Here is an 11185-nt window from a genome sequence, read left to right as displayed (position 1 = left end):
GGTCTTGTGTGGGCTTGTAGTCACGGGTCATGAGTCCACGTGACCATGGGTATGGTCATGATGTGGTGAGACATGGTGGTCATGATGTTGTGAGACATCTGTGGTCACGATGTCCCGAGACTTCACAGCAGGATCCGGGGCGCAGAATCCGCATGAACCGGTCGCTCGATGGGGCGGGGTGTCATCGAGTGGGAAAACACCCCCAGGCGCCCCGTACCCTCAGACCTCCCCGCGCAGCAGCGCACTCAGCTCGATATCGAGCCCGCGTTCGGCCAGCGCGGCGGCGTAATCGTGTTCATCGGCCAGGCGGAACATGACCTCCAGGGTGCGCACGGCCTCGGCCGCTTCCAGATCGGCGACCGCGCGCAGGGCGTCCAGCGAGCGCGTATGCCCACAGCGCACGGACTCGGCCCAGCACTGCCTGGCGCGGATCACGTCCCCGTCCAGGGCGTGGGCCAGGCCCAGGCGGAAGATCACCTCGGGCGCATGGTCGTCGCCGGAACGGGCCAGGCGGATCAGCCAGATCTGTGCCAGACCCAGGTCACGGGCTTCGATCGCGTCCTGTGCCATGAGCGTCATCGCGCGCGGATCCGCGTATTCGTTTGCCGCCCGCGTCCACCACTGGCGCGCCCGGACTATGCGGCCCTCGGCGCGGGCGATCCGCCCTGCCTCGACCATGGCGTCGACGTCGCCGGACTCCCCCGCTTTGCACAGCCAGAAGTCCGCGACCGCGTCACGGCCGGCGGCGCGGGCAATGAAGCCCAGGGTGCGAATGGCCGGCGCGCAGCCGTCCCTGGCGAGTCCGCGCATCAGATCGAGCGAGTCGTCGATCCGCCCGGCGGCCAGCAGGTGACCGGCGCGGGCCAGCTGCCCGGCCATGGCCTCGGCGTCCGAGGTGTCCCGCTGCCCCCAGGGGCCCTCGCCCGCATCTCCGCCGCGCGCCACCGGTTCCATCCGCCCTCCTCCAGGTCCGCGAATCCGAATACAGAGTTAGCTTAGGCTTAGTTGGCTGTTCATGCCAGTTCCCACTCGCTGCCGCAGCCCATCGGCGAGTGGGCGGTTCATGCAGCACCCGAGCCCGAAATCCCGCATGAACCGGTCAGTGGATGCCGCAGCCCAGCACCCAGTGTCCGGACACCCCTCAGCCCTCAACCTGCGCTGCAGGGGTATCCGCCGTATCGTCGTCGGAATCGACCACGGTGCCACGCAGCTCCAGGCGCTCGACACCGTCGAGCTCGGCCAGGGCGGACAGCAGGTTGCGCAGCGGCGGCTTGCCGAAGAAGCGCACGTCCACGGCCACCGCGCGCTTGCCGCGGATCGTGATCCGCCTGGTCTTGTCGATCGAGGCGGAGAAGCCCAGGTCCGAGGCGGTGCGCAGGATGTCGCGCAGCACCCCCGAGCCGTCCAGATAGCTGATCTTGACCAGCCTGCGCCGGTCCGGGTTGGGAATGAGCTTGAGCACCGGGGCGATGACCAACAGGATGATGAGCAACAGCAGCGTCATGACCGCGGCCAGTGGCACCATTCCGGCCCCGCAGGCCATACCGACCGCGGCGGAGACCCAGACGGTGGAAGCAGTGGTCAGGCCGCGCACCATGTTCCGGCCCTTGAAGATCACGCCGGCGCCCAGGAAGCCGATGCCCGAAACCACCTGCGCGGCGATGCGGGAGGGGTCCAGGCTGACATCGTGGCCCAGCACCTCCTTGAACCCGTAGGCGGAGACCAGGGTGAACAGGCAGGCGCCCAGGCCCACCAGGACGTGCGTGCGATACCCCGCGCTCTTCTGCCGCATCTGCCTCTCCAGGCCGATCAGCGAGCACAGCAGGAAGGCGGCCAGCAGCATCCCGGTCTGCTCGGCAAAGGCCGAGGACGCGATTCCGGAGAACCACACGGTGAACATCGGATCACTCTCCTCAAGGGTGGGAACGGGCGGCCCCGGGTGGCACCGACTCGGCAGCCGAATCCCTCGGAGTGCTCCCGCAAGGCCCCCTCAAGCATAGGCCGCGGGCAGCGGCAGCGCTCTCCGAGATGCTATTGTTAGACCAGTCAAACATTCTTCTTCAAGGAGTCTTAATTGCGCGACGGATCCCCGACCGCCAAACCCCGCCACCCCTCCAGCGGCACCCTCCGCCTGCTCCGCCTCATGGGCCCGGCCTTCGTCGCAGCCGTCGCCTATGTCGACCCCGGAAACGTCGCGGCAAACCTGTCCGCCGGGGCCGAATTCGGCTACAAGCTGGTGTGGGTTCTGGTCCTGGCCAACGCCATGGCGGTCGTGGTGCAGTACCTGTCGGCCAAGCTGGGGATCGTCTCCAGGGCCAGCCTGCCCGAACTCATCGGCTCCCGCCTGTCCCGCGGCAAGCGGATCGCCTTCTGGATCCAGGCCGAACTCGTCGCAGTGGCCACCGACCTGGCCGAGGTGATCGGCGGCGCGATCGCCCTGAACATCCTGTTCGACCTACCGTTACTGCTGGGCGGGCTGATCACCGGCGTCATCTCCATGGGGATCCTGGCAGCCCAGGGCAAACGCCGCCAGCACGTGTTCGAACGCGTCATCATCGCCTTCCTGCTCATCATCGCGGTGGGCTTCCTGGCCGGCCTGGTCGTCAGCCCCGTGTCCTGGTCGCAGACGGCCGGCGGCCTGGTGCCCCGTTTCGAGGGCGCGCACTCCGTGGTGCTGGCCGCCTCCATGCTGGGCGCCACCGTCATGCCGCACGCCATCTACCTGCACTCGACGCTGGTCCGCGATCGCTTCGGCCATGTGCTCGAACCCGATTCAGCCGGGCCCAGGGCTCGCGCGCGGATCACCCGGCTGCTGCGCATCACCCGGGTGGACGTGGTACTGGGCCTGATCCTGGCCGGCACGGTCAATATCGCCATGATCCTCATCGCCGCAGCCTCCCTGCCCGGAGTCGAGGGAACCGACACCATCCAGGGCGCGGCCGCCGCAATCTCCGATCACCTGGGCGCGGGCGTGGGGATCGCCTTCGCCATCGGGCTACTGGCCTCGAGCCTGGCGTCGACCTCGGTTGGCGCCTACGCCGGCTCCGAGATCATGGCCGGGCTGCTGCACAAACACGTCCCCATCCTGCTGCGCCGGGTCGTCACCCTGATCCCCGCGCTGGCGATCCTGGCCGCCGGCGTGGACCCGACCTGGGCCCTGGTGCTCAGCCAGGTGGCGCTGTCCCTGGGCATCCCCTTCGCCCTCGTCCCCCTGGTCACCCTGACCGGGCAGCGACGGACCATGGGAGAGCGGGTCAACGGGCCGTGGCTGCAGGCTCTGGCCTGGCTGATCGTCGCGGCGATCATCGCCCTGAATGTGGCACTGGTCGTCATGACGGTGCTGGGGATCGGGTAGGCCGAGGACTCCCCCGCACCACCCGCGCCGACCCCGGTTCCGACAAACCAACTTGATATATCGGTAGAATCTCACTACCTTTGATGGGTAGATCTATGTGACGTATACCACCCATGAAATGGGGCGCTCACATACCGACTACCCGGACGAAGGCGTCACACCCGGCGCTGCAGGGAAGAGTGAGAACCACAATGCCACCAGCCCCCATCAACCGCCGCAGTATGCTCGGCGGAGTCACCGTACTAGCCGCCCTGGGGTTGCTCAGCGCCTGCTCCGGCCCCGGAGCGCAACTCGAATTCGACACCTCGGGACCGCCGCAGAAGGGCGGGACCCTGCGGGTCGGGATCACCGGCGGGTCCTCCGCGGACACCCTTGACGCCCACACCGCCACCAATCAGGGTGATTACGCCCGCACCCAGAACCTCTACGAATGCCTGGCCACCCGCGACCGCGAATACAAACTGCGGATGCGCCTGGCCGACTCCATCGAACCCAATGACACCGCGACCGTGTGGACCGTCAAACTGCGTTCCGGGGTGAAGTTCAGCAACGGCAGGCCCCTGGAGCCCGAGGACGTGATAGCCAGTTTCAAGCGGATCACCGATCCGGACAACCCGGGAACCGGGGCCGCGGGCCTGGCCACCCTGGACAAGGTGGTCAAGACCGGACCGACCACGGTGGAATTCCGGCTCAAGGCGCCCAACAGCATCTTCGACGACACCCTGTCCCAGGTCGACAACAACATCGTGCCGCGCGACTATGACCCGGACGAACCGGTGGGCACCGGCCCCTTCATGCTCGACTCCTTCGAACCCGGCCAGCAGACCACCCTGGTCCGCAACCCCCACTACTGGGACGGCGAACCTTACCTCGACCAGGTCCAATTGCTGAACTTCAACGACGACGACGCCGTTATCAATGCCCTGCTGAGCTCCCAGGTCGACTGCGTGGCGGCCATCCCAATGGCCCTGGTGAAGGTGATCGAGGCCGATCCCCGGATGAAGATCCTCGATTCCGTGACCGGCCGCTGGCTGCCCCTGACCATGCGGGTGGACCAGAAGCCCTTCGACGACAAACGCGTGCGCCAGGCCTTCCGGCTGGTCGTCGACCGCCAGCAGATGATCGACCAGGTCCTGTCGGGCTACGGCACGATCGGCAACGACATCTTCGCGCCGATGGATCCCGAGGGTCCGAAATTCCCCCAGCGCACGCGCGATGTCGAGAAGGCCAAACAGCTGCTGGCCGACGCCGGCTACCCGGACGGGCTGAGCGTCGAACTGGTGACCGCGCCCATCAATCCTGGAGTGGTGGAATCCGCCCAGGTCTACGCCCAGCAGGCCAAGGACGCCGGGATCACCGTGACCATCAAACGCGTGGACTCCACGACCTTCTACGGCGAGGGCAACTACCTGTCCTATCCGTTCTCCCAATCCTTCTGGAACACCAAGAACTTCCTGCCCCAGGCCGATCAGTGCACGGTGAAGGCCTCTCCGTTCAATGAGACGCACTGGAACGACGCGGACTACAACGAGCTGCTGGCCAAGAGCAAGGCCGCACTGGACCCCGCCCAGCGCAAGAAGCACATGGAGGCCGCCCAGCGGATGCTCTACGACGACGGCGGCTACATCATCTGGGGTTTCGCCAACAACGTCGACGCCTATCAGAGCTATGTGGTGGGCCTGGAGACCAGCGCCAGCGGCTATCCCCTGGGCCGCTATGCCTTCGCCAAGGTGTGGATCGGAGACGTGAAATGATCGCCAAACTCATCGCCAGGCGCCTCGTCTTCTCCGTCTTCATCCTCCTGGCCGTCTCCCTCATCGTCTTCTTCGCGACCCTGCTGCTGCCCGGCGATCCGGCCCGCGCCATCCTGGGCCAGCAGGCCACCCCGGAGCGCGTCGCCGCGATCAACGCGCAGATGCACCTGGACGAACCGGCCGTCACCCGCTATCTGATGTGGCTCGGCGGCCTGTTCACCGGCGATCTGGGCACCTCGGTGGCCAGCGGCGGCCCCGTCAGCGCCCTGCTGGGCGACCGGATCGCGGCCACCCTGGTGCTCATGGGCCTGGCGGCCGTCATCTCCGTGCCGCTGGGCGTGGCCCTGGGCATCTGGTCGGCCCTGCGCCGAGGCGGCCGGACCGATTCCGCCATCACCTGGGTCACGCTGTTGCTGGCCGCGCTGCCCGAGTTCGTCATCGGCATCGCACTCATCAGCATCTTCGCCACCTCCGTCTTCCGGATCCTGCCGGCGGTCACCATGGCCCCACCGGGCACCCCGGTCTGGACCCTGCCCAGCCAGCTGGTCCTGCCGACGATCACCCTGGCCCTGGTGGTCGCGCCCTATATCGCCCGGATGATGCGCACCACCATGTTGGAGGTGCTGGACTCCGGGTTCGTTGAAATGGCCAGGCTCAAGGGCGTGCCGGAGCGCCGCGTGATCCTGCGCCATGCGCTGCCGCACGCGATCGGGCCCGTCGCCCAGGTGATCGCGATCCAGCTGGCCTGGCTGGCCGGCGGTGTGGTCGTCATCGAATTCCTGTTCCGGTACCCGGGAATCGGCCAGGCACTCATCGACGCGGTGACCTTCCGCGATGTGCAGGTCGTGCAGGCGATCTCCATGCTGGTCGCCGCGCTCTACGTGGTCGTCAACCTGCTGGCGGACATCGCAGGGATCCTGTCCAATCCGAAGATCAGGAGCGCGGCATGAACACGAGGACCGATATGAACGCCCAGGACCCGGCACGGGACCGCGCGCAGAACGCCGCCGCCGACCCCGCGAAGGAATCGGCCAGCGCACACGTGAGCGCGGTACGCCGCGTCTGGGCCCTGCGCGAGGGCAGGACCGGCATCATCCTGACCGGTCTGGTGCTGCTGATATCCGTGTTCGGCCCACTGTTGGCCCAACCGCTGACCGGCTTCGGCCCCACCGAGTTCGCCGACAAGCCCTTCCAGGACTCGGGCATCTTCGGCACGGACGACCTGGGCCGCTCGGTGGCCGCCCGCTTCCTGGCCGGCGGCCTGCGGCTGCTGTGCTATTCCGTGCTGGCCACGGCCCTGGGACTGGCCCTGGGCGCACTGCTGGGCATCTTCGCCGCCTATGCCGGAGGGGTCGTCGACCAGATCATCATGCGCATCAACGATGTGCTCCTGGCGATCCCGCAGCTGGTCTTCGCCCTGCTGGCGATCACCGTGCTGGGCACCCACGGCTGGGTCCTGGTGACCGTCATCGGCATCACCCACGCCCCGCGCGTCGCCCGGGTCGCCCGCGCGGCCACCCTGGGGGTGATCGGCGAGGACTACATCCGCGCCGCCGAGATGTACGCGGTGCCGCGCTGGCGCATCGTGGTCCAGGAGATCGCCCCGAACATCACCGGCCCCCTGAGCGTGGAGGCCGGCCTGCGCCTGACCTATTCGATCGGCACGATCGCCTCCCTGTCCTTCCTGGGCCTGGGCATGCAGCCGCCGGTGGCCGATTGGGGCCTGATGATCAACGAGAACCGGATCGCCCTGTCGGTCCAGCCCTGGGGAGTGCTCCTGCCCGTCGCGGCGATCGCCGTGCTGACCATCGGCACGAACCTGCTGGCGGACGCGATCGCCCGCGCCACCGCCAATACGAATGTGGAGGCGTGATGACGCACGACGACAAGAATCCCGTGGCCGAGGCCGGCACCGCGAGTGCGGTACCCGGCGGCACGGCACCGGACAGTGCGGCACCCGGCAACGCCTCCGGCGCCGCAGTGCTCACGGTGGCCGGGCTGCGGATCGCAGCCGTGGGCGGGGCGGAGATCCTGCACGGCGTGGACTTCACCCTGGAGCGTGGTCAGCTGCTGGGCCTGGTGGGCGAGTCCGGCTCCGGCAAGACCACGGCCGGCCTGGCCTGCATGGGCCACTTCCGCTCCGGCCTGGAATACACAGGCGGGGATGTGCGCCTGTACCCGCGCGACGGCGGCACCGTCGAGGTGATGGAGCTGCGGACCGAGGAACTGCGCAGCCTGCGCGGGCACCGCGTGGCCTATATCCCGCAGGACCCGGCACTGTCCCTCAATCCCGCGATCCGGGTGGGCGAGCAGATCCGCGAGGTCCTCGACATCCACGGCTTCGGCTCCTCCGAGGCCGAACGCCGCTCCCGCGTCGCGCAGACGCTGGAGGACGTGGGCCTGCCGTCGGACCGGGCCTATCAGCGCCGCTGGCCCCATCAGCTCTCCGGCGGGCAGCAGCAGCGCATCGGCATCGCCATGGCCTTCGCCATGTACCCCGATGTGCTCATCCTCGACGAGCCGACCACCGGCCTCGACGTGTCCACCCAGGCGCACGTGCTCGACACGATCCGGGACATGACCCGCAGGCACGATGTCGCCGGTCTCTACATCACCCACGATCTGGCGGTCGTGGCGGAGCTGGCCGACCGGGTCGCGGTGATGCTGCGCGGCGAGGTGGTCGAGGAGGGCACCGTCGCACAGGTCATCCACGCTCCACAGCACGACTACACCCGCAGGCTGCTGCGCGCGGTCCCCGACCTGGCCGGGAGGAAGGTCCTCGGCGCCGAGGCCGGGCCAACCGCCGCAGCCGCCGGCGGGAGCGCGGGTCCGGCGGTGGCCGACGGCGAGCCACGCGGGAGCGCGGGTGCGCTGGTAGCCGAAACCGCCTCGGCTGCTGATCCCGAACACTGGCGCAATGCCAGCGAGCCGCGGCCCGAGGGCGCGGTGCTCGAGGTGCGCGATCTGCACCTGTCCTATGGTCCGGCGACGATCCTCGACGGGATCGACATGACCCTGCAGCAGGGCGAGTCGATCCTGCTGCTGGGCGAATCCGGATCGGGCAAGACGACCCTGTCACGGTGCATTGCGGGGCTCAACGACGATTATTCGGGCAGCGTGCACCTGGATGGGCGGCAGCTGGAGCGCAGCACCCGCAAGCGCACCATCGATCAGCGCCAGGAGATCCAGTACATCTTCCAGAGCCCGTTCTCATCGCTGAACCCGCGGCGGACCATCGGGCAGTCGCTCATGGTGCCGCTGAATATGAGCAAGCGCCTGCCTGCCGGCGAGCGCAAGAACGCCGTGCTGGAGGCGCTGGACGCGGTGCGCTTGGGCAGGTCGTTCTTCGACCGGCGCCCAGGCGACCTGTCCGGCGGCGAGAGGCAGCGCGCGGCGATCGCCCGGGCACTGGTGAATGCGCCACGGGTGCTGGTGTGCGATGAGATCACGAGTGCGCTGGACGTTTCGGTGCAGGCCTCGATCATCGGGCTGTTGCGCACACTGCGCGAGGAGCGCGGGCTGGCGATGCTGTTCGTCACGCACAACATCACCCTGGCCCGGCACGTGGCCGACCATGTGGCGGTGCTCAACCGCGGGCACATCGTGGACCGCGGGCCGGTGGACAGGGTGTTGGAGCACCCGGAGCACGACTACACCAAGCAGCTGCTGGCCGATCTGGCCACGCTGTAGGGGCCGCGGCCGGTGCTCGGAGACAGTGCAAGCGCAGATTCACATCGTGTGCGGGTATCTCCGCACACGATGTGAATCTGCGCTTGCGATGCTGCCTGTTCGGCTAGCTCACTGCAGCTGAAATCACTGCAGCTGGTCGAACTGGCTGCGGACCGTGGTCTCCACGCCGCGCAGCAGGATCCCCAGGAAGATCGTGACCACGCCGACGGCGGCGGCGATCACGCCCATGAAGATGGTGAACACGCTGGCCGTGAAAACCGGGAAGCACATGACGATGATGCCCACGATGATCCACAGCACGCCGGACAGGATGAGCATCCAGCGCGAGGCCCCGAAGCCCAGCCGGTCGGTGAACGAGGACACGATGTCGACGAGCCCGCGCAGCAGCAGCCAGATGCCGATGATCGTCATGACCACGGCGATCCCGATGGCCGGGATCAGCGCCAGCGACAGGCCGGCGAGGATACCCAGGATGCCCATCGTCATCACCATGCCGCGGCCCGGCGCCCCCTTGGCCTTGGCCGCCATGACGGTTTTGAGGATCCCGTCGACGATCGCATAGAGGCCGAACACGACGACGAAGGCGTTGGCAACGACCTGGGGCCAGAAAATGGCCAGGAAGCCGAAGGCCAGGACGACGATGCCGCCGATGATCATCATGGTCGAAAATCTCTTAGCATTCATACTTCAAGCTTACTTGCCGGTGCTTCGAATTTCACGAGGTGAGCATCACGGCTCGCCCCGCGTCCCCGGGACACTGCCGAACGCGGGGCGGAACACCGCCGGGTACCGCTCAGAACATCGGCGGGCGCGGCCAATCCAGCAGGTGCTCCAGCGCGGCGGCCACGGGGAAGACTGAATCATCGCGGTAGGGGTGCCCCACGATCTGCACACCCGTGGGCACCCCGGTCGACCCCAGGCCCGAAGGCACGGAGACCACGGGGCAGCGGTTGGCGATGTTGAACGGCACCGTCATATGTGCCTCCCAATAGAAGTCGTGGTGCCCATCGGGCCGCTCGATCCCGTCCAGATAGGCGTTGCCGGCCTCCAGGGCCTGCACCGCAGAGGTCGGGGTCAGCAGCACGTCGTAGCCGGCCATGGCGTCGGCGATCGCATTCTGCACGCGGGCCTCCAGTGCCATGCCGGCGAACATCGAGCGCTCACCGGCGGCCGCCCTGGTCTTGTCCACGAATACCTGCGCATAGTCCTCCAGATCCCCGAAGTGCTCATCGCCGCCGACCGCGTCGACCATGTACTCGGCCAGCACATAGCCGTAGTGCGTCATCGAGGCAGCCTGCACTTCGGTCAGGTCCAGGCCCACCGGCACCCATTCGACGCTCGCGCCCGCGCCCGCCAGGGCCTCGGCCACGGTGCGCAGGTTCTGAGCCACCGCCGGGTCCACCGCATAGCAGCCCAGGTCCGCACTGACCGCCACCCGCCAGCCCGTCAGGTCCGGGGCCGGGCCACGGCGGTCGGCAATGGCCTGGGCGCGCTCGTAGTCCAGCACGGGATTGGGCTCGGTGGTGCTCGCCTCGTGCGCGTCGATGCCCATGATGACGTTCGTGGCATAGGCGGCATCGGCCACCGAGCGCGCCAGCACATGGTCGCCGCGGTACCAGTCGGCGTTCAAGGGCTGGGTGCCGGGCGTGCGGCCGTACGGCGTCTTAAAACCCACCAGTCCGCAGAAGGCGGCGGGCACGCGGGTGGAACCGGCGATGTCACTGGCGGTCGCCAGGGGCCCGAAGCCCGCCGCGACGGCCGCACCGGAACCGCCCGAGGACCCACCCGGGGTGAACTCGGGATTGAAGGGATTGCGCGTGATCCCCCATTCGCGGGTCTGTGTGAAGGTCGCGCACGACAGCTCCGGAGTGGTGGTGCGGGCGAACGGGATGGCGCCGGCGGCCACCAGCCGGGCCACGATCGGCGCATCGGCGGGGGCCACCTGGCCCTGCCGACCCTGAGAGCCGCGGGTGGCGCTGTGGCCGGCCAGGTTGTGCTGCTCCTTGACTAGCAGCGGGATGCCCAGCAGCGGCTTGTCGGTGCCGGGTCCGCCCGGCCATTGGGCGCCCTCGGTTTCAGCCGAGGTGATGCCGGCGCCCGCGGCCGCCCTGCCTCCCAGCCCGGCCACCACGGAGCCGGCGGTGCGCGCGGCGGCGTAGGCGTCCTCGGCGTCGCGGGCCGCGGCCCTGGCGGATTCGGCCAGGGTATCGACGATGCAGTTGATCCCGCCCGTCTCTGCGCTGCCGTCGAGGGCCCCGATCCGGGCCAGGTGGGCCTCGAGGTAGTCCACCGGGGACAGCTCGCCGGTCCGGAACAGGGCCAGGGCATCGAGCACGGTCAGGCGGTGGAGGTCTGCATGGGTGTCGCTGAGAGTGTCGTCGGTCAT

At 68.3% G+C, this 11185-nt stretch carries 9 protein-coding genes; 5 read left to right on the top strand and 4 right to left on the bottom strand.

Features of this window, described 5'->3' with window-relative positions:
• Window positions 1-219: 219 nt before the first annotated feature.
• Window positions 220-954, bottom strand: a complete 735-nt coding sequence (locus tag NQ038_RS13515; RefSeq protein WP_257062810.1) for a hypothetical protein — start codon at window positions 952-954, stop codon at window positions 220-222.
• Window positions 955-1141: 187 nt separating this feature from the next.
• The gene (locus NQ038_RS13510) at window positions 1142-1900 is read right to left on the bottom strand and encodes an MgtC/SapB family protein (RefSeq protein ID WP_257049733.1); all 759 of its coding nucleotides are present in this window, start codon (window positions 1898-1900) and stop codon (window positions 1142-1144) included.
• Between the two features lie 243 nt (window positions 1901-2143).
• On the opposite strand from NQ038_RS13510, the gene NQ038_RS13505 reads away from it, so the two are divergent.
• The 5 genes from NQ038_RS13505 (at window position 2144) to NQ038_RS13485 (ending at window position 8799) form a co-directional block, all read left to right on the top strand.
• Window positions 2144-3355, top strand: a complete 1212-nt coding sequence (locus tag NQ038_RS13505) for an Nramp family divalent metal transporter (protein ID WP_257049760.1) — start codon at window positions 2144-2146, stop codon at window positions 3353-3355.
• A 191-nt stretch (window positions 3356-3546) separates the two neighbouring features.
• Entirely contained in the window at window positions 3547-5109 is a 1563-nt protein-coding gene (locus NQ038_RS13500; protein ID WP_257049735.1) for an ABC transporter substrate-binding protein, read from the top strand.
• On the top strand, window positions 5106-6059 hold the full coding sequence (locus tag NQ038_RS13495) for an ABC transporter permease (protein ID WP_257049736.1): 954 nt from the start codon (window positions 5106-5108) through the stop codon (window positions 6057-6059). The genes NQ038_RS13500 and NQ038_RS13495 overlap by 4 nt, the downstream gene beginning before the upstream one ends.
• A complete protein-coding gene (locus tag NQ038_RS13490; RefSeq protein WP_257049737.1) occupies window positions 6056-6982 on the top strand; it encodes an ABC transporter permease in 927 nt (308 codons plus the stop codon). Before NQ038_RS13495 ends, NQ038_RS13490 begins: the two co-directional genes overlap by 4 nt.
• The gene (locus NQ038_RS13485; RefSeq protein WP_257049738.1) at window positions 6982-8799 is read left to right on the top strand and encodes an ABC transporter ATP-binding protein; all 1818 of its coding nucleotides are present in this window, start codon (window positions 6982-6984) and stop codon (window positions 8797-8799) included. The genes NQ038_RS13490 and NQ038_RS13485 overlap by 1 nt, the downstream gene beginning before the upstream one ends.
• A gap of 123 nt (window positions 8800-8922) precedes the next feature.
• Here NQ038_RS13485 and NQ038_RS13480 read toward each other — a convergent pair whose 3' ends face one another.
• Together NQ038_RS13480 and NQ038_RS13475 are read right to left on the bottom strand one after the other, a co-directional pair.
• Window positions 8923-9483 (bottom strand): HdeD family acid-resistance protein, encoded by a 561-nt coding sequence (locus NQ038_RS13480; protein WP_257049739.1) that lies wholly within the window; start codon window positions 9481-9483, stop codon window positions 8923-8925.
• A gap of 109 nt (window positions 9484-9592) precedes the next feature.
• Complete coding sequence (locus NQ038_RS13475; protein ID WP_257049740.1) at window positions 9593-11185, bottom strand: amidase; 1593 nt, start codon at window positions 11183-11185, stop codon at window positions 9593-9595.

This window comes from Brevibacterium sp. 50QC2O2 (genome assembly GCF_024580675.1).
GTDB lineage: Bacteria > Actinomycetota > Actinomycetes > Actinomycetales > Brevibacteriaceae > Brevibacterium > Brevibacterium moorei.
Note: the sequence above shows the minus strand (reverse complement) of the source record. Positions and strands in the feature narration are given on the sequence as shown.

Excerpts from the sequence above, each read along its gene's own strand:
- NQ038_RS13485 (WP_257049738.1), top strand. The coding sequence starts at position 6,982 with ATGACGCACGACGACAAGAATCCCGTGGCCGAGGCCGGCACCGCGAGT.
- NQ038_RS13515 (WP_257062810.1), bottom strand. The coding sequence starts at position 954 with ATGGAACCGGTGGCGCGCGGCGGAGATGCGGGCGAGGGCCCCTGGGGG.
- NQ038_RS13475 (WP_257049740.1), bottom strand. The coding sequence starts at position 11,185 with ATGACCGACGACACTCTCAGCGACACCCATGCAGACCTCCACCGCCTG.
- NQ038_RS13490 (WP_257049737.1), top strand. The coding sequence starts at position 6,056 with ATGAACACGAGGACCGATATGAACGCCCAGGACCCGGCACGGGACCGC.
- NQ038_RS13480 (WP_257049739.1), bottom strand. The coding sequence starts at position 9,483 with ATGAATGCTAAGAGATTTTCGACCATGATGATCATCGGCGGCATCGTC.
- NQ038_RS13495 (WP_257049736.1), top strand. The coding sequence starts at position 5,106 with ATGATCGCCAAACTCATCGCCAGGCGCCTCGTCTTCTCCGTCTTCATC.
- NQ038_RS13500 (WP_257049735.1), top strand. The coding sequence starts at position 3,547 with ATGCCACCAGCCCCCATCAACCGCCGCAGTATGCTCGGCGGAGTCACC.
- NQ038_RS13510 (WP_257049733.1), bottom strand. The coding sequence starts at position 1,900 with ATGTTCACCGTGTGGTTCTCCGGAATCGCGTCCTCGGCCTTTGCCGAG.
- NQ038_RS13505 (WP_257049760.1), top strand. The coding sequence starts at position 2,144 with ATGGGCCCGGCCTTCGTCGCAGCCGTCGCCTATGTCGACCCCGGAAAC.